The sequence below is a fragment of the Bacillus sp. 22-7 genome, from assembly GCF_010628845.1.
GTDB classification, from domain to species: Bacteria; Bacillota; Bacilli; order Bacillales; family Cytobacillaceae; genus Cytobacillus; species Cytobacillus firmus_B.
Map to the genome: position 1 here is coordinate 44,670 of NZ_NJQY01000028.1, position 22,026 is coordinate 66,695.

Here is a 22,026-nt window from a genome sequence, read left to right on the forward strand (position 1 = left end):
GCTATTCCGCCTTCCTTTCAAAGGGAAATTGCACAGCTGCAATGGTCCCTGTTTCAGCCCGTTCGATTAAAAAATGGCCGGATAGATCGTGCTCGACCATCATTTTCACAATATCCAAGCCTAGAGAAGGTTTTGCTTCCGGGGAATACCCTTCACCGTTATCAATGACTTCAACCTTGATTTCATCATTGGAATATTCAAAACAGACATCGACTATCCCTTCATGCATATGTTTAAATGCGTGCTTTACACAATTCTGTATAAGTTCATTGATGACCAGAGACAGAGAAACCGCTTTTTCAGAGTCGATCAAAAGTTTTGGTCCCCTGTATTGAATATGTATCTTTTTTTGCTCGTGTTTTGCTTCATGGACGAGCATATTGCCAATTTTCTCTATTAAGCTGTAAATATCCACTTCATCCACACTTGAGCTTGAAAGAATAATTTCATACACCGAAGCAATACTTGAGATGCGGTTTAGGCTTTCCACGAAGTGCACCTTGCTTTCTTCCGGCACACCCCTTCTCATCTGAAGCCTCAAAAGGCTGGCAACTGTCTGCAGGTTATTTTTTACTCGGTGATGGATTTCCCGTATGGCAACAGATTTAACGGCAATTTCGCGTTCTTTTTCCCTGAGTTCAGTCAGATCTTTAAGGATGATAAAGGCTCCATTCGATTTACCTTCTACTTGAAGACGAATTTTTTTTACGCGGAAAACCTTATTCATCATTTTCAGTTCTCTAACAAGAAGTTCTTCCGGTTCGTTCAATATCTTTTGAATGCATGGAAAGCAATCAATAAGAGGAATGCCCGGCCTGCAATCTTCCTTCCCGATTTCATGAATGAGATTCGTAGCCGATGGATTGTTATAGACTACCTTATTTTCATGATCAATAAAGAACAATGCTTCCTCAATCACCTCTGGAATAATCGGCCGATCTTCTGCCATTCCAATGAGTATCCCGCTTAAAGTTTTTGTTGCTTCTGATAACGCTTCCAATTTCCGCTGCCGCTGAAGCTTCTCACTGATGTCCTTTTCCATAATCAGTGCACCTATGACCCGATCCTCCAATCCCATAATCGGCACAACACTTTGTTCAACCGTCTTGCCTTCCTGGGTCAGTGCCCGATTGAGAAACATATTTTTCCCGGTCCTCAGGGTATACAAAACGGCGGGTTCAAATGCTTCATAAGCGAACTTGCCTGCGACTGGCTTCTGGTAAACAGAATTAGCGGTACTTGGGGCTGCTTCAGCAACCACAATCGCATGTTTTCCTTCTTTAGTAAGACAGTCTACAAAAACATTTGCCTGGTTCAGGTCTGCGATTAATGAAAGATTGGCAGAGACCTCTTTAATTTTTTTGACATCTATTTTTGATAGACTTGTATGAAGAGTGCATAGCTCTTCTGCTGAGAGGTTTGTCATAGGGTGTGTTCTCCCGAATCTATAGTTGGAAATGTCAGAATATATAAAAATATTATAGGGAATATAGTAGATTGTCAACATGCTTTTTAATAGTTTGATAGGGAATTTGATTCAGTTTTGAGATTATACTGGATATTGAAAAGAGGCAGCCATGAGAAAAGTTCATTCCTGCTGCCTTCTTCAACTATTTGAGCTGAGATAATTTTACACCGCTTGCTTTGTGTTTTAATATCTCCTCTATTAAATCTGCCAGATGGGCTCCTGCTTCAACCGGGGGAACCCCCCCTTCATGAATATTGCTGATTACCGTGCGATCGGCTTCAACTGTATTCTCATTTGGCTGATAGATCAGGTAGGCACTAATGCTTTTAGCAGTTGCCAATCCAGGGCGTTCTCCGATAAGTGAAATGACACAATCACAATTCACAATAGAAGCAAGATCATCTTGAATCCAAACCCTGCTCCGCTTAATAAAGACAGGTTCTCCAAGTGAAATATTTTTTGATTTAAGCCCCTGGGCCAGTGCAGGAAGCAAATCTCTTATATTTGCCTCAACACCTGTTGAACTCAGTCCATCCGATACAATGATTTGCACTTGTTTATTTTTTGGAAGATTTTCTTCTGCCCATTGCCTGGATGAATCAAGGAGCTTTCTGCCGCTGTCCAGGTCCATTAAGTATTGATCCATCGTTTCAGATTTTGAATGAAGCACCGGCAGCTTTAATTCGTTCAGTAATTTCTCAGAGACGTCTTTAAAAACGGCGTCCTGGGCTGCCGCGTGATCTATTCTGAAATCGAGGTAATTCCTTGTTTTCATTCGTGTTCCTGTCCGCCCAATCCCAATTCTCGCAGGTGTGATGGCTTGTACCTTCTCTATCTCTTGCAGATCGGCCGGCAGATCTACACCTGATTGTTTCACTTTTTCGTAAATGATAGTGCGGACACTGGATTCCTTTGTATGTACGGCATCGTTTGCTGGTTTATCTCCGCTTTTTATTTGTCCTTCTTTCTGAAGTTCTTCCATTACCTGTTTTACAATTGTCTGAATATCCACTAAATGCTCCCCCTTTCCTATTTAAAAATGGATAGATCTCCCGCTCGTTCTGTCAATCTTCCATTCTCCATTAAGCCCATATTCTCAAGCCATATCTCGAATTCACGAAGAGGACGAAGCCCCAGCATTTCTCTTAAGCTGGCATCATCATGATAGCTGGTATCCTGGTAACTTAGCATGACATCGTCTCCTCCAGGCACGCCCATATAAAAATTTGCTCCTGCAAGTGCGGTAAGCATACCGGCGATTTCCTGGTCATTTTGATCTGCCTGCATATGATTGGTATAAGTAGGAGCAATCCCCATTGGAAGCCCATGAATTTTCCCCATAAAAAGGTCTTCCAAGTCTGCACGGATAACTTGTTTTCCGTCGTAAATGGTCTCAGGACCGATAAAACCTGAAACATTATTAACCATGAACGGCTTCCAATGACGGGCATATCCATAGGTTCGTGCTTCGAGTGTCTGCATATCAATGCCAAGGTGGGCATCCAGAGAAACTTCAGATCCCTGGCCAGTTTCGAAATAAAGCTGATTAGGGCCAGTTGAGGTGCCATGCTTAGCCATCAGCTGAAACGCTTCATCCAGGATCTCTTTTGAAACCCCAAAGTCTTCATTTGCAGCCTGTGTACCTGCAAGACTCTGGAACATTAAAGCGATTGGAGCACCTTTTTTGAGAGCCTGCATTTGTGTTGTGATGTGAGCAAGCACACAGTTCTGTGTTGGAATTTCCCACTTTTGTATAAAATCATGAGTCATATGAAGAATTCTCGATACAGATTCAACAGAATCATTGTTAGGGTTCACACCTATAACAGCATCCCCGGATCCATAGGAAAGCCCTTCTTTCATGGAGGCAAGAATTCCCTCGGGATGGTCAATGGGATGGTTGGGCTGGCACCTGAATGCCAGGCGCCCGGCTTCGCCTATCGTTGTGTTGCAATGGGCAGTCGGCCGGATTTTCTGTGAAGCCATCACCAAATCAATGCTCGACATAAGCTTTGCTGCAGCAGAAATCATTTCACTTGTCAGGCCTTTGCTGATTCTGAACAAATCCGATGTCCGTGTTTGGTGTGACAAAATATAATCTCGCAATTCCCCAACAGACCAATTTGCAATTTCTTTATAGATAAAAAGATTTAGGTCATCATAGATAATACGTGTTACTTCATCCTTTTCGTACGGAATGACGGGATTCTCGTAAATTTCTTTTAGCTTCATTTCACTTAACACCACTTTGGCTGCCATTCGTTCAATAGATGATCCTGCAGAAATGCCTGCCATTTTATCCCCGGACTTCTCCTCACTGGCTTTTGCCAATACATCCGCAATAGAACGGAACTGATAGGTTTGATTTTTTAACGAACATTTATACATAAATAGCCTCCCTTCGAGTATAAAAAGCAGTCTGCAACGATAAAGAAAGCGATTACAAGCTGCTCCAAACAAAAAGACGCCATAATAGCATAAGCTGATTAACAGCTTACCTATTAAGGCGTCTTCACCTGATATTTTCACTTTCTTATCATTATACCAAGCAGTTAACTGAAAAGATAGACTTTTTTGATTATATGATCTTACACTTTTTTATGAAAACATCCCCTCCACCACTCTTCCGTTCCGCCCATTTGTGGTCTTTGCCTGTGACAGCGAATTAAGAATCGCTTCCTCCGCAGCCTCGGCCGCACCTTGAAAAAGCTGATTCATGATGGGATGATCATCTCTGATAAAATAGGCAGTTTGGATCATATTGCTGCTTTCATGAATGCTCTTGTTTGCGGTGGAAAAAGCGATAACAATATCACCGCTGCCGTTGCTGAAATGGCTTCCTGTTCGTCCTAGGCCTATGCCGCATCTCTTCGCGAGCCTTTTCAGCTGCCTATCACTGACAGGTGCGTCTGTAGCCAGGATAATCATAATGGAGCCATCAGGCGTGTCTTTTGTTTTCGGCGGAATTGCTGACAGTCCGTATTTAATGAATGGAAATTCGTCTCTATTGCCGAAGTTGGTTACAACCAGACATCCGATTTTGTATTCATTTGTGCTTTGTTCCTCAGTGATTACCCGTGAAGAAGCACCCACGCCGCCTTTATACCCAAAACACACCATGCCTGTACCAGCTCCGACCGCACCTTCTTCCACCTTTTCCGGTTTGGCATTTTGAATGGCTTCTATTGCATGTTCCGGTTTTACAGAGAGTGTCCGAATGGAATTTAAATATCCGTCGTTGCATTCCCCTGTGACGATATTAACAGTTCCGGTTGTGTCTCCAATTTCCGGCGTGGTTTTTAGCAGGTATTCCAGCGTTCCCTGTGTGACTGACGGCACCCCAAATGTATTTGTCAGCATAATCGGAGATTCAATCACACCCAGTTCTTCCACCTGCACCAGACCCGTCGTTTTACCAAAGCCATTGATGACATAAGAGGCTGCCGGGACTTTTTCACGAAAGAGATTTCCTCCATGCGGCACAACGGCCGTTACACCCGTACAGACATATTGGTCATCATCCAGAGGATAGTCCAGAGTGATATGGCCTGCCATGACTCCATCTATATCTGTAATGCAATTCTTTTTTCCAGGTCTCAGTGTTCCAATTGTTACTCCTCTTTCTCTAATCTTCATCTTGGCGCTCCTTAAAATAGAATTTCCCTTTGTTTTCCTTTATAATAGTAAAATATTTAGATTACCTAATCATTTTACACCATTGTGGGAGGAATTATATGGCTGATACTTTATCAGGAGAAGCAAAAAAACAGACTGCAGGTTCCGAAAAGATTTGGTCAAGGGATTTTGTTCTGATTTTGATGTCCAACTTTTTTATTTTTCTCGGATTTCAAATGACATTGCCCACTATCCCTCTTTTTGTGGAAAAATTGGGCGGGAATGACCAGCTGATCGGGATAGTGGTCGGGATCTTTACATTTTCGGCTCTGCTATTGCGTCCTTATGCAGGGCATACGCTGGAGACCAAAGGCAGGCGCTTTGTCTATTTAACTGGCCTGGCAATTTTCGTGCTCTCGGTTGGGTCATTTGGTTTTATTAATAGTTTAATCTTCTTATTTGTTTTAAGGATTATCCAGGGATTTGGCTGGGGTTTCTCCACTACAGCCTCGGGAACCATTGCCACGGATTTAATTCCTGCAAAGCGGCGGGGAGAAGGAATGGGATATTTCGGGCTTTCCGGGAACATTGCCCTTGCATTCGGCCCCACCCTCGGACTGGCGCTCGCCGGAGTCATCTCTTTCAAACTCTTATTCTTAATTTGTGCTCTGCTGGGTTTAGCCGCACTGGTGTTGTCATCGAGGATCAACTACAAGCAGGCTGAAAAACAAACTGTTCCCCAGAAGCGCTGGGACATCTATGAAAAAAGTGCTTTAAGGCCTTCATTTCTTTTATTTTTCATCACCGTTACCTTCGGGGGCATTGCATCATTTCTTCCTATTTACTCAGCCCAAAAAGGGATAGGCGGCATCCACTGGTACTTCCTGCTGTTTGCCATAGCCTTAATGCTTTCCCGGACTTTTGCCGGCAGATTATATGATCAAAGAGGTCACCAGGCTGTATTCTTACCAGGAGCGGTGCTGATTTTGGCAGCCATGTTCCTGCTGGCGTGGCTTCCTAGCAGCTTGATTATGTATATAGCTGCGATTCTTTATGGTCTCGGATTTGGATCAGTCCAGCCTGCCCTTCAAGCCTGGTCTGTAAAAGAAGCGCCTGCCAATCGGCGCGGGATGGCCAATGCTACGTTCTTTTCCTTCTTTGACCTTGGAGTAGGGATTGGCGCCATCGTGTTTGGGCAGATCGCTCATTTGTTTGGGTATAGCACCATTTATTTGACAGCAGCCGGATCGGTAGTGATTTCAATTCTACTGTATATCTGGATTCTGGTGACAAAAAGGGGTTAATGCGAAAGACGATTTTCCGGGAGATGCGGAAAATCGTCTTTTTATTTTGGGTGAGTTTTTCAGGTGGTGCGGTGGGTTCGGACTTTGTGCTTGTGATTTTCGCGGTCAGTGTCCGAAGTTGGGCTGGGTTCGGACTCAGATCATGGTTTCTCTGCTTTTTGTGTCCGAAGTTACACCAGGTTCGGACTTACACTCCTGGTTTTCCGACTTTTGTGTCCGAAGTTGACCCGTATTCGCACTCAAATTATGGTTTCTCTGCTTTCTCTGTCCGAAGTTGCGCCAGTTTCGGCCTTACACTTTAGTTTTTCCAATTTCTCTGTCCGAAGCTGCACCAAATTCGATCTCATACTCTAACTGCCCGAACAGTAATTCCTCCTATAAAGCTTTCACCATCCCGCCATCGACTAAAATGGAGCTTCCGGTCACGTAGCTGCTGGCATCAGATGCAAGGAAGGTGACAACGTTCGCAAATTCTTCCGGGGTCCCGTATCTGCCTAGCGGAATTTTGCTTTTGGCTCTTTCTGCGACTTCTTCTTTGGTGATATTCTGCCGGTCCGCGTTATGCTGATCCAGATAATCAACGCGGTCGGTCGCAATTCTTCCCGGAGCTACTGTATTAATTAAGATATTATAAGCTGCCAATTCCTGTGAGAGTGTTTTGGTCAGTCCGACAATCCCAAGCCGGAATGTATTGGATAAGAGCAGGCCCGGAATCGGCTGCTTTATGCTTGATGATGCTATATTAATGATCCTGCCGCCATTTTTCTTTAATTCAGGAAGTGCCTCGCGGATCAGCCTGACATGGCTTAATAGATTTAGCTGAAACGCTTTTTCCCAGTCTTCATCTGTCAGGTTTTCAAACGTCCCCCCGGGTGGCCCTCCGGCGTTATTGATTAATATATCAATTCCCCCAAGGGTTTCAGCTGTATGCTGAATCAGGTTCTTTATATCCTCAGGGTCCGTAACATCTGAGCGGTAATACTCAACATCGGCATTGAATTGGTCACGGAATTCCTTTTGAACGCTCTTTAGTTTTGCTTCGTCCCTGCTTGTTATCATGACCTTGGTGCCTTCTTTTGCAAGCTGTGCTGCAATGGCTTTTCCGAGGCCCTGGCTTGAAGCCACGACAAGCGCTTTTTTATTTTTCAGTTTTAAATCCATGATCGTTTCCTCCTATTTTTTAACGCAAAGCGCCATCCATTCATCCACTTTAAAGGATTGGACCTTGCCTTCATGTAGTTCAATTTGAAAATAATCCGCAGCAGCCTGATCAGCCTGCAGAATATAATCTTCGACTGCCTTAATCTGTTCATCACTTTCAGCCGTCCGCCTCACCCAGGAAGGGAATTCGAAGGTTTTCTTCCTGCTCTTTGCGTTCGTTTCATGCAGTCCGGAAGCAGCAAATAGCTTTCTCCACTCTGCCGTTGACAAACACCGGTAATGGCTGTCATCCCGCATTTTCTCAACTGTGTTCATATAGTCTGCGAGCTCTTTTTCATCGGGTGATACATTATCAACTAACAGGAATCTTCCCCCTGATTTTAAAACCCTGCCAGCTTCAGCAATGAACTTTTCCGGATGGGGAAAATGGTGTGGCGCGATCCGGCACGTGACAGCATCAAAGGACTCATCCAGAAAAGGCAAAGTTTCCGCGTCTGCAACGATATACCAGATATTTTTATAGCTTTCCAGATGGCGTGCGGTATTCGCCAGCATTTCTTTTGTCAAATCAGCTGCGAAGACCTGGGAAACAAAGGGTGCCAGACTTTTGGCCACATGCCCGCCGCCTGTCGCGATATCCAGCACCACCCAATCCTTCTGCGGATTCAGGGTTTGAACAAGCTGATGTAATTCTGCCGCATCTCCATGAATTTTGCTTGTCACATATTTTTCTGCGTTTTTACCGAATGTATTTTGTACCTTTTTCTTTATCTCTTCCTTTTCCATATGTAATCACCACCATCAAAAATTCACCTATACTATTTAGTTTCTATACAAATCCCTATAATCCTGTCAGATTAATAGAAAAAGAGCCTGCCACTTGGTGAAATGGCAGGCTGCTGTTTATCTGGCAGGCACAAGAATTAGTTTCCCTTTTGTTTGCCTAGACTGCATTCGCTCATGTACTTTGGCAGCGTCCTCAAGAGGATGGACTTCTCCAATAGTCAGCTTCAGCTTCCCTTGGGCTGTATAGGATAATAATTCCTTCATGCTCGGTTGCAGCAATTCCGGTTTCCTCATTATTTGCGGCAGGAAAAATCCGATGACCGATTGATTCCGCCCCATTAAGGAAGAAGGATAAAACCGGCTCTGCTCCCCGCTTGCCACACCATAAATGACAAGGCGGCCAAAGGTGGCAAGGCATTTCAGGGTTTTATTAAAAATTTCGCCGCCTGCCATTTCGAGTGCCACATTCACACCTTTTCCGCCTGTTGCTTCGAGTACTTCATTTTCCCAGCCTTCATTCGTATAGTTGACAAGGACATCGGCTCCCATTTCTTTTGCAAGCTGCAGTTTCTCATCAGTGCTGGCGGTAGCAATGACAGTCCCGGACCCGAATAATTTTGCAAGCTGAACGGCAAGTGTTCCCACTCCCCCCGCGGCTGCATGGACCAGGACGCTTTCACCCGCTCCAAGCCGGCCCATCGTTTTCAAAATATGATAGGCGCTCAGTCCTTGCAGGGGCAGTGCCGCAGCAAGATTGAAATCCAGTCCTTCCGGCAGCGGAATCAACCCCCTTTCATCGGCTGTGACATACTCTGAGTAGCCGCCTGATTCGATTAGCGTCACCACTCTTGTGCCAACCGGAATACTCGCCTCTTCACCTGCGGCTGCGACAACACCTGCCACCTCGGCACCGGGAATGAACGGCAGAGGTGTCGGCACAACATATTGCCCTTCTCTTCTTGCGGTATCGGCATAGTTCACTCCGATCGCATGAACTTCGATTAAAACTTCCCGTCCGGTCGGCTGCGGCCGATCCAGTTCGATTACATTAAGGACTTCAGGTCCCCCATATTCTTTGAATTGAATGGCTTTCATTTTCAAACACTCCTTTTCTATATTTCTAGCAGCAATATTCGCCTTTTTCATAAATGAGCTCAGCTATTCTCCGGTTCCTTGAACTTTCTTTTCCAAGGGAGCTGAACCTGCTGCATTCCCGGATGATTAATCCGATCAGCGCATCCTTTTTCTCATCTGAAGACAATTCGGACACTAATTGGCGGGATAGCCTTTCAGCTTCCCATATTGCACTTTCCAGAAAAGTCCTGGTCAGCTGAATCTTCAATTCTTCTTTTTCTTCACCATTTTTCTGAATGGCTTTGTATGTCCGATAAACTGCTGATTCTGCTGCATACAGGGCAATGGCGAGATCAGCAAGCTTCATTAGGGCTTCCTGTTCATGAACAAGGGTATCGCCAAATGCTTCATAAGCGAGTCCGGCATTCAGCAGGAATAGGTTTCTTATAGTATCAACCGCTGCTCTCTCTTTCTTAAAAATCGCCTGCCCGATTGGTGCAGGTTTGCTCAGCTGAACAATCGCTTCCTCCACTCTTGCTGCTAAATCGATTTCACCCTTCAGCGCTTTTCGGAAAAGGTGAGTAGGAATCAGCAATCTATTAATCTCATTTGTACCTTCAAAAATACGGTTAATGCGGGAATCCCGATACATTTGTTCCACACCGTATTCCTTGATGAATCCCGCGCCGCCATGAAGCTGCAGTGCTTCATCTGCCGTATAATCCAGTGTTTCCGAGCCAAACACCTTGCAGATCGCACATTCCGTGGCATATTCGCTCATTCTTTTTCCAATAAGCTTTAGATCAGTTGATTCATATAAGTCTCCCAATGATTCCTCCAGCAGGCTTGCGGTGCGGTATTGCAGTGATTCAGCGGCGTAGATTCTTCCTGCCATCTTCGCCGTTTTTTCCTTGGTAGCCGGAAAATCAGCGATCGACTTCCCAAACTGCTTTCTTTCCCCTGTAAATTGGAGTGTTTTCTTCAAGCCGGTTTTTGCTGCCCCCATGCAGGCTGAACCTAAATTGAAACGGCCCAAATTCAAGACGTTCAAAGCAATGATGTGGCCTTTGCCCACTTCCCCAAGCAGATTTTCTGCTGGCACAGGACAATCCTCAAAAATGACCGATCTGGTTGAAGATCCTTTAATGCCCATCTTATTTTCTTCCGGGCCAAGGGATAATCCTGGTGTGTCCCGTTCGACGATAAATGCGGTAAAATGCCGGCCGTCCACTTTGGCATATACAATGAATGTATCTGAAAATACAGCATTCGTAATATAAATTTTCGTGCCATTTAAAATGTAATGGGTCCCATCCTCATTTAAAACGGCGGTAGTCTGGGAGGATAGAGCATCCGATCCTGCGTTCGGCTCTGTCAGGCAGTAAGCGCCTATGTACTCCCCTGAAGCAAGCTTCGGCAAGTACTTTTCTTTTTGCTCAGGAGTTCCGAAGTAAGTGATCGGCAGGGTTGCAATACAGGTATGGTTTGAGTGGGCTACCCCGTAACCGCCTGATGAGGCAATGTTTTCTCCGACGATCCCCTTGCTGATTTTATCCAGGCCAAGACCGCCGTATTTTTCGGGGATGCTATGGGCAAGCAGGCCAAGTTCGCCTGCCTTCCTCAGTAAATCCGTTACCAGCTCGAATTCCTGGTTTTCGATCCGGTCCTTTTCAGGGTGAACCATTTTTTCAGTAAATTGTTTAGCTGTTCTTCCTATTAAGATATGCTCATCTGTAAATTCCTCGGGTATGAAAAGTGTTTCAGGATCAAGCTTTGTGAACAAAAAGCTTGCACCAGTATTGGCTGTATTTACTTTTTCCATGTACGGATTCACTCTCCTCAGCATCTCTTCATCTTAAATTTTTTCATCTGCCGCCTGTACAGCATGTTTCAGGAGTACTTTAACGAATCTATTAAATTGTGAAAAACGCGGATCTGCTGTCTGGCCTTTCTTGTAACGGTAATAGATTTGCTGGCAAATGACGGCCAGTTTGAAGTAAGCAAATGTTAAATAAAAATTCATACTGCTGAGATCACGGCCTGTTTTTCCAGCATAGGCCTCCATAAATTCTCTGCGGGAGTAAAAGCCATTTAGAACGGTTACCGGGGGTTTTCCTAATCCATACTTGAGCAGATCGGGATCGTCTCCCTGAATCCAATAGCTCATCGCGGCACCAAGATCTGCCAGCGGATCGCCTGCCGTTGCCATCTCCCAGTCGAAAAGGCCCGTCATTTCTGTTAAATCCTCATTGAACATTGCATTGTTCAGCTTGTAATCATAATGGATGACGGATGGCTCAGGACTAACCGGGATATGATGGGTCATCCACTTTTTCAGCGTATCCGCTTCAGAAACTTCATCTGTCTTTGCCCGCTCATACCGGCCAATCCAGCCATGCACCTGCCTTTCCATAAATCCATCGGGATTGCTGATTTCCGCTAGACCTGTCCTTTTATAGTCAATGGAATGAAGTTCTGCCAGCTTATCAACCATAATTTGAGACAGTCTTCTGCAAATTTCCTCGTCCGGTTCCATTCCTTCAGGGAATGAGGTATCTAAAACAATTCCATGCCGCCGTTCCATAATGAAAAATGGTGCTCCTGTGATTTCACTATTATTCGTAAACAGGATCGGCTTCGGGGCTTCTTTGAAAAAGGGATGTATCTCAGAAATCACCCTGTATTCCCTCTCCATGTCATGAGCTTTCGGTGCGACAGGTCCAAGCGGAGGCCGGCGCAGCACGGCTTCCCACTCTCCCATTTTCAGCTGATAGGTAAGATTGGAGTGCCCAGCATGGAACTGAAGAATCTCAAGCGGTTGATTTGGAAGATTAGCCATCTCGTTCCGCAGGAATTTTTCCAATTCAGCGGTATTCAATTGCTCTCCTTTTCTAACGGAAATGGTATCCTGACTCATTTGCTTCGGCATGTGGTCCTCCTTTTTATAGGAAAATTAAATTATGCTTCTCTTAAATTTTGGTTTAGACCTTCCCTTAGAAGATCAGGTATAGCAGCACTTTCCTGTTGGGCGAAATCAAAATAGACGATTACGGCGCTCCCTCTGGCAATATGTGTGCCTGTCTGGCTGCATACAATTTCATGATCGAGCTGAAAGCTTTTGCTGCCAATCCTTGATACCCAGGTTTTCACCGTTAGGATTTGGTTAAAATATCCCTGGCTTAGAAAGTCGCATTTTGTGGAGGCCAGGATAAAACTCCATTTTTTCACATCCATGCTGTAGCCAAGTGTCTCGAAGTATTTCACCCGTGCTTCTTCAAGGTAAATAAAATAACTTGTATTGTTGATATGGCCAAGAGCATCAGTTTCGCAAAACCTTACTGTTACCTGCATTTCATGCATGATGGCACCCCTTAACTCTTCACCTTATTGGAAGAATACTCATACCAGCCCTTACCTGTCTTTCTCCCCAATTCTCCCTTTGCCACTTTTTCGGCAACACAGTCAAATGGCTTATCTGCAGGATCTCCTGTCTCCCGATAACGCTGATCCATTACATAATAGGCCACATCCAGTCCGGATAAATCCATGAGTTCAAACGGGCCGATGGGATGATTCAAGGCTTTCCGGCAGATGATATCGATATCTTTATAGTCGGCAATCCCCTGTTCATACAGAGCCACTGCCTCTTTTTGGAGTGCACCGAGAATGCGGTTTGCGACGAAGCCGGAAATTTCTTTTTTCAAAAGGACGGCTGTTCTATTAATCTTTTCACAGACTTCCATCGCAATTTGTGCGGTTTCTTCAGACGTCTGTTCACTCATGACTACTTCCACACAGTCCATCACAAGAGGCGGAAAGAAGAAATGCATATTAACGACTTTTTCAGGCCGCTCAGTTTCACCGGCTATTAAACTATTAACGATTGTAGAGCTATTGGTTGCAAAGATGGCATGAGGAGGCGCGAACTCTTCCAGTTTCTTGAATACCTCTTTTTTCACACCAAGCTTTTCCGTTACGGCTTCAATGATTAAGTCGGAGCTTCGGACACTTTCCTGAAGGCTGCTGGAGAAACGAAGCTTTCCGAAAGCAGCGGCTTTCGCATCTTCATCCAGCTTCCCCTTGGCAACCCATTTTGACATAATTATCTGCAGCTTAGCCTCGGCATCCTGCAATGCGGCTTCGCTCAAATCCTGGATAATCGTCTCATAGCCTCCAAGAGCACAGAGCATTCCGATCTGGTGGCCCATTTGTCCGGCACCTATAACGGTAATTTGCTTAACATCCTTTGCATTCATCGTTTATCCTCCTTATACTGACCAGTTGGTATGTTTTCCGGGAAAATCAAAATTTCTCAGGTTTCTCAAGAATTCGCTGATAAAATTTAAATTTCGCCGATATTTTTAAAAATTCGCCGATAAATATTAAATTTTCGCCGATAAATTGAAAAACTCACCAATATCTAGCTACATCTCTATCCCCTTTAATATCATTTCCGTAAAGATCTCTGCCACTTCCCGGTCGGATATGCTTCCCTCTGGATTGAACCACTGATAGCTCCAGTTGGTGACGCCTAAGATGCCAAAAGCGATAATCGGAGAGTTGAGGTTAGCTCGGAACTCTCCCTTCTGCTTGCCTTCTTCTATTAATTTTTCGATATTCAGCCTGAACTGATCCCTTTTTGGAATGATTTCCGATAAGCTTTCTTCACTAAGGTTGCGCATTTCCCTGAAAAAGACTTTTGCGCTTGCTCCCTGGGTTTTGATATTGCCCAGCAGCATTTGAACAATCTCTAGAAGTTTGTCTTTACTGGATTTGGACTCATCCCCGAGGATTTCGTGCTGATTGGCCAGCATATCATCTATATAGCGAAGATGAATGTCCATCAGCAGTTGTTCTTTGCTCGAGAAATAGTAATAAAACGTGCCTTTCGTGACACCGAGGCTGTCGACGATATCCTGAATTGATGTTTCGCTGAAACCTTTCTGATCAAATAGCCGGATGCTCTTTTCAGTAATTTTTTCTTTCAATGTCAGTCCCCGCTTCTGTTAGAAAATATCGACAGCATTATATCACAAAACGATTAACTCCGGACTTCATCCCTCAGAGCTCTTCGAAGGATTTTTCCGACATTGGTCTTTGGAAGCTCCTCTCGGAATTCTACGGCCGATGGAATTTTATAGGCAGCCAGGTTCTGCCTGCAGTATGAAATGATTTCTTCTTGGGTCGCCGTTTTACCGGCTTTCAGCACGACGAAAGCTTTAACTGTTTCACCCCGGTAAGGATCCGGGACACCAATGACGACAGCCTCCTGAACTGCAGGATGCTCATAGAGCACTTCCTCAATATCGCGCGGGTAAATATTATAGCCGCTGGCAATGATCAGGTCTTTCTTGCGGTCGACAATGTATAGAAACCCATCTTCGTCCATTCTCGCAATATCACCGGTGTAGAGCCATCCATCCCGTAATGTAACAGCCGTCTCCTCAGGCATATTCCAATAGCCTTTCATAATCTGAGGGCCCTTGATAATGACCTCGCCCAGTTCTCCATTCTGGACCTCTTCGGTACCTGCGGCCAAATCAACTACTTTATAATCAGTTGAAGGAAAGCCGATTCCAACGCTTCCAGGCTTTCTTTCTGAAAATGGCGGATTGCAGTGTGTTACCGGGGAAGCTTCTGATAAACCATAACCTTCGAGAATTTTTGCTCCCGTCTCTTTTTCAAAATCCCGCATCAGTTCGACAGGCATAGGCGCGCTGCCGCTATTGCAGGTTTCAATGCTGTCAATGCCATATTCCTCTGCATGCGGATGATTGGTGATGGCCACATACATGGTTGGAACACCAGGAAATACAGATGGCTGCTCATTTTTAATTGTATTTAACACTTCCTCCACATCAAAGCGCGGCAATAAAATCGATTCATTGGCCGTATAAATGGCAAAGTTCATGCAGGCAGTCATGCCAAAAACATGGAACAGCGGAATGACGGTTAAGAATTTTTCCCCGCCTATTTCCGTTCTATCTTTAAAAAATTCATAAGACTGTACCACATTTGCGAGAACATTGTAATGAGTCAGCATGGCTCCTTTTGACCGTCCGGTTGTTCCGCCCGTATATTGAAGAACGGCAATATCCTGCTGGGGCTCAATGTTGACCGGGGTGTATTGTCCACTGGCTTCCTGTATAAAACCTTCGAATGTTTTGTCAGGTGAAAAATCTGCTTCTGTTGGCTGCAGACTGACAATGACTATATTTCTAACCTTCGTTCTGTCTTGAACACCCTTAACCCGGGGATATAGGGCATCAAACACGACAAGAGTTTCAGAACCAGAGTCATTCATGATATGCTCTATCTCGCGCTCAACCAGCATCGGGTTTACTTGAGTAACAATCGCGCCTGCTGCAAGTATTCCATAATAAGCAATTACATATTGCGGGCAATTAGGAAGCATGATGGCAACACGGTCGCCTTTTTGAACACCATTTTTCTGCAGGGATGCGGCAAATCCATAGACGGCTTTTTGAAGTTCCGCGTAATTCATCTTTCGTCCATAAAAAGATAGTGCCATATTCTGCGGATATATCGCTGTCACTTCCTGAAGCATCTCAGGCATCGATTTACTTGGAATGGTTACTTCAGCTGCAATGGATTCAGGATAGTGTGCATGCCAGGTTTTCTTATCGGTCATTTGAAATCCCTCCAACATAATTTGCCATTTTACATTGCATGTGTTCCGCCATCAACAATTAATACGTCTCCCGTCACATAATTTGAAGCATTGGAAGCCAGGAACAATGCGGCGCCTTTCAAATCATCCTCAGAGCCGAAGCGTCTGAGCGGTGTTGCGTCCAGGATGGGGTTTCGTCCCTGCTCCATAATCGCCGAGGACATTTTTGTAGGAAAAAAACCTGGAGCAATGGCATTCACATTGATGCCATACCTGCCCCATTTTACAGCCAGGTCCTTTGTCATCGTAATGACTGCCCCTTTGCTGGTGTTATAGCCGATTGTATCCATCACCCTGGGGTCCGTGCCTCCAAGTCCGGCAACAGAGGCAATATTAATGATTTTTCCTGATCCCTGTTCGATCATGACCTTGCCTGCAGCCTGGCTCATTAAAAACGTCCCAGTCACATTCACATTGATGACTTTTTGCCAGGCTTCAAGCGGCATTTCTTCCGCGGGAGCTCCCCAGGTAGCCCCGCTGTTGTTGACCAGAATATCGATAGCCCCAAATTCCTGAACCGTCTCTTCAACCACTTTTTGGACATCCTCCTGTTTACTGATGTCACAGGAAAGCGCTAATGTGTTCACACCAAGTGCTGCAAGGCGGTCAGCGGTTTCCTGACATGCCTCCACTTTTCTTGAACAAAGCACGACATTTGCCCCTGCTTCGGCTAATCCTTCGGCAATCTGAGCACCCAGCCCTCTCCCGCCTCCAGTAATCAGTGCAGTCTTTCCGGTTAGGTCAAATAGTTCCATTACCTTCATGATTTTTCAGCTCCTATTGGTATTTTTTCAATTCAAGCTTAGCAATCTGTGCCCGGTGGACTTCATCTGGACCGTCTGCCAATCTCAGCGTTCTGGCATTTGCCCACAGTGCGGCAAGCGGTACATCCTCACTCACTCCAGCTGCTCCAAACGCCTGGATTGCCCGATCAATTACCTTAAGGGCCATGGATGGCGCCACGACCTTGATCATAGCAATCTCGGTTTTCGCCACTTTGTTGCCGGCAGTATCCATCATATGGGCAGCTTTAAGCGTTAATAGTCTTGCCTGCTCAATTTCAATCCGGGAATCCGCTATCCATTCACGGATGACACCCTGGCTTGCGAGCGTTTTGCCAAAAGCAGTTCGATTTTGTACACGCATACATAATTCCTCAAGAGCGCGCTCTGCTGCCCCGATCAGCCTCATGCAATGATGGATGCGTCCCGGACCCAGCCTGCCCTGTGCAATGGCGAACCCTTTCCCTTCACCCCAAATGATATTTTCAGCAGGAACTCTGACATTGTTGTATGTAATTTCAGCATGGCCATGTGGAGCGTGATCATAGCCAAACACCGGAAGCATCCTCTCTATTTTTACTCCGGGGGTATCCATAGGAACAAGAATCATGGATTGCTGTTCATGACGGTTTGCGTCTGGATCGGTTTTTCCCATAAAGATCGCTATACGGCACCTCGGATCTCCCGCACCTGAAGACCACCACTTCCGTCCATTGATGACATATTCTGTACCCTGCTTTTCAATCCGCGCTTCAATATTTGTGGCATCAGAGGAGGCCACATCCGGCTCTGTCATGGAAAAGCAGGATCGGATGTCCCCTTCTAACAGCGGCTTTAACCAATCCTTCTTCTGCTGCTCCGTGCCGTATCTTGCGAGCACTTCCATGTTGCCGGTATCAGGTGCATTGCAGTTGAAGATTTCCGGTGCAATCATTGATCGCCCCATAATCTCACAAAGCGGGGCATATTCCACGTTCGTGAGTCCTGCGCCATACTCGCTCTCCGGTAAAAATAAGTTCCATAATCCAGCAGCTTTCGCCTTGCGTTTCAGCTCTTCCATAATCGGCGGAATAGCACTCCATCGATTTACCTGTTCATTCAATTGCTGTTCATATAAAGCTTCGTTTGGATAAACGTTTTCTTCCATAAACACATTTAATTTCCCTATGAGCTCCTGAACTTTTGGTGAGTATGAGAAATCCAAATTCCTGTCCCTCCTCCACTAACTGACCGGTCGGTATGTTACAAATTTAGTATAAACAATCCCTGAAATTAATCAACTTATTTTCAGAAAATTTATTTTTTTATCTATTTTTTTCACCATCCAAAGTAGTACTGTTTTTATGAAGGAATTTATTTATTTTTAACAGCTCAGCCTCAAACTAACGGGTTCGGTTTTGAAGTACAAAATTCGAATTATCAATACTTTTCGCAGTTGAATTAGCAGACACTTTAGCAGTGAGATTAGCACGCAAAAAAGCTCGGGGCATTATGCTTCGAGCTTTTTTATCGTATTACTTTGTTGAAGATTAGCACACGTTTACTTGAATAACTTATACCAATACAAAGTGGTTTCTATATTTGGATTATATGACTGCTTCAATGTGTCAACTCCACCTAGTATGAATCCTTGTTTCACATAAAACCTGCAAGCTCCAAGATTATTATCTTGAGCCTCTAGAGACATACCGATAAGTTTTCTTTGTTTTGCCCACTCTTCCGCTTTAGTTAAGAGCAGTTTCCCGATTCCATATCCTCTAAATTCTTTTTTTGCAGCGATATTTTCAATATAACAGAAGCGATTCCAATCCTTAATTATTCTAATTTGCCCAATGCAATTATTATTCTTATAAGCTAGAAAAAGAGCTTTATCTTCACGATTTATATAAAGGCTCCAATCAAGTTGATCATCTGGGAACCGAATTTCTTTAGTTTCATCAAATAGATTCTCTTCAAAAGACCATTTTCCTGATTGAAAACTGGGTACAACCTTACCAAACACTTTAAAATAATCATTTGTTTTATTGATGTCCTCAATTAATTCATCCTTTAATGGAGAAATTATGATTTCCTCTGCAATATTCATTTGGACACCGCCCCATTCTGAAAAAGAATTTTACTAGCACAAGCCTAAATACCTATCCTATTCAACATTACTGCTCGTTCGCTAAATAAGCCTCTCTATCATTTCAACACAAATATCCAGAAACCTCTTTACCGTTTTTAACACACCAATTCGCATAGCAACTTTGTAGACAGTTATACGACATTTGGCTATATCCCTTCTGAAGTTGGGAAGGAATTGCCGATATACCGTTTTACCATTGATCCGAAGAAATCAAATATGAAACCGTTTTTGAAATAAAAAAAGTAGGCTGACGCAATTGTCAGCCTACTTTATTGCTAATTTACAGCCCGTGCGCGTATTTTTTCCTTTATTAACCCAGCGCCCATCAGTCCCATCAGTGAGAAGATGACCGGTATAATAAATCCATACTGGTAGCCTGCTTCAAATGTATCCAAAACCTTTCCGAAGATAAATGGCAGCAGAACTGCGCTCAAAAATCCGCCGGTGTTGGCAAATCCTGAAACGACACCTACATCCCGAATGTCAAATGATTTTCTGACAATCGCAAACGTCAGCGTACTTGCCCCATTACCATAACCCATAATCAGGAAAAGAACGATCAGGAGCGGATATGGAGGCTTACCCTGAAATAACAGAAAAGTTGCCCAGCCAAGGACGGCGATTGAGTGGGCAAAAAGATAAGGGCGTTTGATGCTGCCCATCCGGCCTGATATAAAACTCATTAACGGAGCACCAATGATGGCACCAAACAATCCGATCATGACCAGCTGGCTGGAATCGGAACGGCTCAGATCATACATATCCATGCCATACGGAACAGCCCACGAGCCGATGAAACCGACATAAGTGCCGACCAGGCCGAAATGACAGAAGAACGTGGCCCATGCCTGGCGGTCAGAAAAAATTCTTTTTAATATGCTTGCTGTTTTTTCTTTTGGCTCTTTCTTACCTTTCGTTTTTTTAGGCTCTACGCCCATTCGGGAAGGCTGCCAGATTAATATGATATACAGCAATAAGGCAAGAATGGTCAAAATAATGCCGACTGCCAAAAACGGAATACGCCAGCCCCATATGGAAATCCAAATGGAAAATGGGACAGTCGCGAGCAAAAATCCAAAGCTGCCCGACATGCCTGCAAAGCCAAGCAGCTTCACAAATTCATTTACCTTAAACCATCTGCCTAAAATGATGACAATATTAATCCAAATCGTTGCATCACCTATTCCAACCAGCATCCTTGCCGCGAAGAGAATGTACTCATTTGCGGCAAAGCTGAAAAATAACGTCCCTATTCCATTCAGAAGAGTTCCGGCGATTAAAAATACATTGGGGCCAAAACGGTCGGATAATATCCCAATCGGAACCTGGAGGCTGGCATAGGCAAAAAATTGGATGCTCGTCAGAAGCCCAATGGCCGCAGCTGTCACGCCAAATTCCTTCATTAATTGATCAGTAATTAAACCAGGGGCTGTCCTTTGGCTCACGATCAAGAAGTATGCAAATAAAACCGCGCCAAAGACGAGCCACCTGTATTTGCTGTTATGTTTCTCCACTTCACTCTGCTCCTAATTTTATAAAGAATACCCTCCATTATACCCTAAAAAAAGGCAGCTGTCCCCCACTGCGTTAAAGCGGTGGACTGACAGGTGCCTTTGGCCTGGTTATTCTTTTACAAAATCCTTCGTGCTTCTTACTGTATCGATCGGACGGACATAGCTTTCGATCTGGTCCCTTTTCGGCTCAAGGAATGGCGGCAGTGACAGCTTTTCACCAAGTGTTTCATAAGGCTCGTCCCCCATGAACCCAGGTCCATCCGTTGCGAATTCAAATAAAATCTGTGGAGCAACCCGGGAATATAAAGAACCGAAGAAGAAGCGGTCGACCAAACCTGAAGTCTGGAAACCAAAGCCTCTCAAATGCTGATCCCATTCGTCAAGAACAGATTTATCTTCCACACGGAATGCAGCATGGTGGACGGTTCCGTATCCCTGGCGCGCCTGCGGAAGAGATGGATTATATTCCACAACAACCTGTGCACCATTTCCGCCTTCACCCACTTCGAATAAGTGGAAATCTCCTTCTTGAGCGATTTCCTTAAAGTGCAGCACTTTTTCCATCATTTCCTTAAAATAATCAAATTGAGCAACCCTTACAAATAGCGGCCCCAAACCCGTGATTGCATATTCGAGCGGGATTGGCCCGTTTTGCCAAGGTGTTCCTGATGGTACTCCTTTATTGGCTTCATCCGAGATCAATTGGTATTTTTGATCATCGAAATCTGTGAATGACAGAGTCTTCTTGCCGAACTGCTCCTGGATGCCGGAATGGGGAACCTCTAAGCGGTCAAACCGCTTTACCCAATAATCGAGCGCTTCATCTGTCGGAACCCGGAAGGACGTTTTCGATATTTCATCTGTTCCGTGAGAGCCCTTCGGAATACCGGGAAAATCAAAAAATGTCATATCCGTTCCGGGACTTCCTGTATCATCTGCAAAAAATAAGTGATAGGTTTGAATGTCATCCTGATTGACGGTCTTCTTTACTAAACGTATTCCTAATGTATATGTGAAAAACTCATAATTTTTTTCTGCACTGCTGGTGATGGCTGTAACATGGTGAATGCCTTTTAATTGATTCAAGTGTACTTCCTCCCCTTTGTTATCTATCTTAAAATAAAATATCTTTAATTCGAGATAATTTTACTTTATCACGGCATCTTGCTGGTGTCAATATTACCCGGGGTCCTAGAAAAAGGATTTAATAATGTCTTCTTCATGATTGCATTCCTTGCAGATGTATTCGATTTCCAGTGCATCTTCCCTGGCGATGTGAACCGTTTCTTTTCCGCAGACTTCGCAATATCTTTTTTCCGTAGCTTCCTTCATTATTCCATCTCCTGTTCATGTGCCGTTTATCGCAGTCTAACGGGCAGTAAGACCCCCACTTCAAGACTCAGAGGAATTAAAAGAGGATAAGTGGGGGTCAACTGCCCGTAAAGGCCCGATTGGTGAGATACAGTGAAACTTGCCGACGCGCAGGCAGAGGCTTAGTTGAAC

At 44.5% G+C, this 22,026-nt stretch carries 20 protein-coding genes; 1 reads left to right on the forward strand and 19 read right to left on the reverse strand.

All coding sequences use genetic code 11. From position 1 onward, the window contains the following. Nucleotide 1: 1 nt before the first annotated feature. The 4 genes from CE058_RS19170 to CE058_RS19185 form a co-directional block, all read right to left on the reverse strand. Nucleotides 2-1,426 carry a sensor histidine kinase gene (locus CE058_RS19170; protein WP_048011269.1) on the reverse strand — a complete coding sequence of 475 codons (1,425 nt, stop codon included), beginning with the start codon at nucleotides 1,424-1,426 and terminating at the stop codon, nucleotides 2-4. A 184-nt stretch (nucleotides 1,427-1,610) separates the two neighbouring features. Next, a complete protein-coding gene (eutC, locus tag CE058_RS19175) occupies nucleotides 1,611-2,480 on the reverse strand; it encodes an ethanolamine ammonia-lyase subunit EutC (RefSeq protein ID WP_163144769.1) in 870 nt (289 codons plus the stop codon). 17 nt (nucleotides 2,481-2,497) lie between these two features. Beyond that, on the reverse strand, nucleotides 2,498-3,856 hold the full coding sequence (locus CE058_RS19180; protein ID WP_163144770.1) for an ethanolamine ammonia-lyase subunit EutB: 1,359 nt from the start codon (nucleotides 3,854-3,856) through the stop codon (nucleotides 2,498-2,500). 210 nt (nucleotides 3,857-4,066) lie between these two features. Next, complete coding sequence (locus tag CE058_RS19185) at nucleotides 4,067-5,104, reverse strand: DmpA family aminopeptidase (RefSeq protein WP_163144771.1); 1,038 nt, start codon at nucleotides 5,102-5,104, stop codon at nucleotides 4,067-4,069. Nucleotides 5,105-5,202: 98 nt separating this feature from the next. Here CE058_RS19185 and CE058_RS19190 point away from each other — a divergent pair, with 98 nt between their 5' ends. Then, nucleotides 5,203-6,387, forward strand: coding sequence for an MFS transporter (locus tag CE058_RS19190; RefSeq protein WP_048011273.1), 1,185 nt, complete (start codon nucleotides 5,203-5,205; stop codon nucleotides 6,385-6,387). Between the two features lie 375 nt (nucleotides 6,388-6,762). On the opposite strand, the gene CE058_RS19195 is transcribed toward CE058_RS19190, so the two are convergent. The 15 genes from CE058_RS19195 to CE058_RS24860 all read right to left on the reverse strand — a co-directional run bounded on the left by CE058_RS19195 (nucleotide 6,763) and on the right by CE058_RS24860 (nucleotide 21,855). Further along, entirely contained in the window at nucleotides 6,763-7,548 is a 786-nt protein-coding gene (locus tag CE058_RS19195; RefSeq protein ID WP_163144772.1) for an SDR family oxidoreductase, read from the reverse strand. A 12-nt stretch (nucleotides 7,549-7,560) separates the two neighbouring features. After that, a complete protein-coding gene (locus tag CE058_RS19200) occupies nucleotides 7,561-8,334 on the reverse strand; it encodes a class I SAM-dependent methyltransferase (RefSeq protein ID WP_163144773.1) in 774 nt (257 codons plus the stop codon). Between the two features lie 117 nt (nucleotides 8,335-8,451). Beyond that, a complete protein-coding gene (locus CE058_RS19205; RefSeq protein ID WP_048011276.1) occupies nucleotides 8,452-9,429 on the reverse strand; it encodes a quinone oxidoreductase family protein in 978 nt (325 codons plus the stop codon). Between the two features lie 25 nt (nucleotides 9,430-9,454). Then, nucleotides 9,455-11,230 carry an acyl-CoA dehydrogenase family protein gene (locus CE058_RS19210; RefSeq protein WP_048011277.1) on the reverse strand — a complete coding sequence of 592 codons (1,776 nt, stop codon included), beginning with the start codon at nucleotides 11,228-11,230 and terminating at the stop codon, nucleotides 9,455-9,457. Nucleotides 11,231-11,263: 33 nt separating this feature from the next. Continuing rightward, nucleotides 11,264-12,337, reverse strand: a complete 1,074-nt coding sequence (locus tag CE058_RS19215) for a phosphotransferase family protein (protein ID WP_197087751.1) — start codon at nucleotides 12,335-12,337, stop codon at nucleotides 11,264-11,266. Between the two features lie 29 nt (nucleotides 12,338-12,366). Continuing rightward, a complete protein-coding gene (locus tag CE058_RS19220) occupies nucleotides 12,367-12,768 on the reverse strand; it encodes an acyl-CoA thioesterase (RefSeq protein WP_048011278.1) in 402 nt (133 codons plus the stop codon). Between the two features lie 11 nt (nucleotides 12,769-12,779). After that, nucleotides 12,780-13,664: a 3-hydroxyacyl-CoA dehydrogenase family protein gene (locus CE058_RS19225; protein WP_163144774.1), complete on the reverse strand. Its 885-nt coding sequence runs from the start codon at nucleotides 13,662-13,664 to the stop codon at nucleotides 12,780-12,782. 168 nt (nucleotides 13,665-13,832) lie between these two features. Further along, the gene (locus CE058_RS19230) at nucleotides 13,833-14,396 is read right to left on the reverse strand and encodes a TetR/AcrR family transcriptional regulator (protein WP_163144775.1); all 564 of its coding nucleotides are present in this window, start codon (nucleotides 14,394-14,396) and stop codon (nucleotides 13,833-13,835) included. Between the two features lie 53 nt (nucleotides 14,397-14,449). Continuing rightward, the gene (locus tag CE058_RS19235) at nucleotides 14,450-16,060 is read right to left on the reverse strand and encodes a long-chain-fatty-acid--CoA ligase (RefSeq protein ID WP_163144776.1); all 1,611 of its coding nucleotides are present in this window, start codon (nucleotides 16,058-16,060) and stop codon (nucleotides 14,450-14,452) included. Nucleotides 16,061-16,089: 29 nt separating this feature from the next. Beyond that, entirely contained in the window at nucleotides 16,090-16,863 is a 774-nt protein-coding gene (locus CE058_RS19240) for an SDR family oxidoreductase (protein WP_163144777.1), read from the reverse strand. A 13-nt stretch (nucleotides 16,864-16,876) separates the two neighbouring features. After that, nucleotides 16,877-18,085, reverse strand: coding sequence for an acyl-CoA dehydrogenase (locus tag CE058_RS19245; protein WP_163144778.1), 1,209 nt, complete (start codon nucleotides 18,083-18,085; stop codon nucleotides 16,877-16,879). A 336-nt stretch (nucleotides 18,086-18,421) separates the two neighbouring features. After that, nucleotides 18,422-18,967, reverse strand: coding sequence for a GNAT family N-acetyltransferase (locus tag CE058_RS19250; protein WP_163144779.1), 546 nt, complete (start codon nucleotides 18,965-18,967; stop codon nucleotides 18,422-18,424). A 317-nt stretch (nucleotides 18,968-19,284) separates the two neighbouring features. Continuing rightward, nucleotides 19,285-20,523, reverse strand: coding sequence for an MFS transporter (locus CE058_RS19255; protein WP_163144780.1), 1,239 nt, complete (start codon nucleotides 20,521-20,523; stop codon nucleotides 19,285-19,287). Between the two features lie 108 nt (nucleotides 20,524-20,631). Continuing rightward, on the reverse strand, nucleotides 20,632-21,609 hold the full coding sequence (locus CE058_RS19260; protein ID WP_163144781.1) for a ring-cleaving dioxygenase: 978 nt from the start codon (nucleotides 21,607-21,609) through the stop codon (nucleotides 20,632-20,634). Nucleotides 21,610-21,714: 105 nt separating this feature from the next. Continuing rightward, a complete protein-coding gene (locus CE058_RS24860) occupies nucleotides 21,715-21,855 on the reverse strand; it encodes a hypothetical protein (protein ID WP_204260555.1) in 141 nt (46 codons plus the stop codon). Nucleotides 21,856-22,026: the final 171 nt, after the last annotated feature.

What these genes read in the sequence shown, in the direction of transcription:
- CE058_RS19210 (WP_048011277.1), bottom strand. Translation starts at nt 11,230, where the DNA reads ATGGAAAAAGTAAATACAGCCAATACTGGTGCAAGCTTTTTGTTCACA.
- CE058_RS19170 (WP_048011269.1), bottom strand. Translation starts at nt 1,426, where the DNA reads ATGACAAACCTCTCAGCAGAAGAGCTATGCACTCTTCATACAAGTCTA.
- CE058_RS19185 (WP_163144771.1), bottom strand. Translation starts at nt 5,104, where the DNA reads ATGAAGATTAGAGAAAGAGGAGTAACAATTGGAACACTGAGACCTGGA.
- CE058_RS19240 (WP_163144777.1), bottom strand. Translation starts at nt 16,863, where the DNA reads ATGAAGGTAATGGAACTATTTGACCTAACCGGAAAGACTGCACTGATT.
- CE058_RS19235 (WP_163144776.1), bottom strand. Translation starts at nt 16,060, where the DNA reads ATGACCGATAAGAAAACCTGGCATGCACACTATCCTGAATCCATTGCA.
- CE058_RS19180 (WP_163144770.1), bottom strand. Translation starts at nt 3,856, where the DNA reads ATGTATAAATGTTCGTTAAAAAATCAAACCTATCAGTTCCGTTCTATT.
- CE058_RS19190 (WP_048011273.1), top strand. Translation starts at nt 5,203, where the DNA reads ATGGCTGATACTTTATCAGGAGAAGCAAAAAAACAGACTGCAGGTTCC.
- CE058_RS24860 (WP_204260555.1), bottom strand. Translation starts at nt 21,855, where the DNA reads ATGAAGGAAGCTACGGAAAAAAGATATTGCGAAGTCTGCGGAAAAGAA.
- CE058_RS19205 (WP_048011276.1), bottom strand. Translation starts at nt 9,429, where the DNA reads ATGAAAGCCATTCAATTCAAAGAATATGGGGGACCTGAAGTCCTTAAT.
- CE058_RS19220 (WP_048011278.1), bottom strand. Translation starts at nt 12,768, where the DNA reads ATGCATGAAATGCAGGTAACAGTAAGGTTTTGCGAAACTGATGCTCTT.
- CE058_RS19250 (WP_163144779.1), bottom strand. Translation starts at nt 18,967, where the DNA reads ATGAATATTGCAGAGGAAATCATAATTTCTCCATTAAAGGATGAATTA.
- CE058_RS19225 (WP_163144774.1), bottom strand. Translation starts at nt 13,664, where the DNA reads ATGAATGCAAAGGATGTTAAGCAAATTACCGTTATAGGTGCCGGACAA.
- CE058_RS19200 (WP_163144773.1), bottom strand. Translation starts at nt 8,334, where the DNA reads ATGGAAAAGGAAGAGATAAAGAAAAAGGTACAAAATACATTCGGTAAA.
- CE058_RS19215 (WP_197087751.1), bottom strand. Translation starts at nt 12,337, where the DNA reads ATGCCGAAGCAAATGAGTCAGGATACCATTTCCGTTAGAAAAGGAGAG.
- CE058_RS19195 (WP_163144772.1), bottom strand. Translation starts at nt 7,548, where the DNA reads ATGGATTTAAAACTGAAAAATAAAAAAGCGCTTGTCGTGGCTTCAAGC.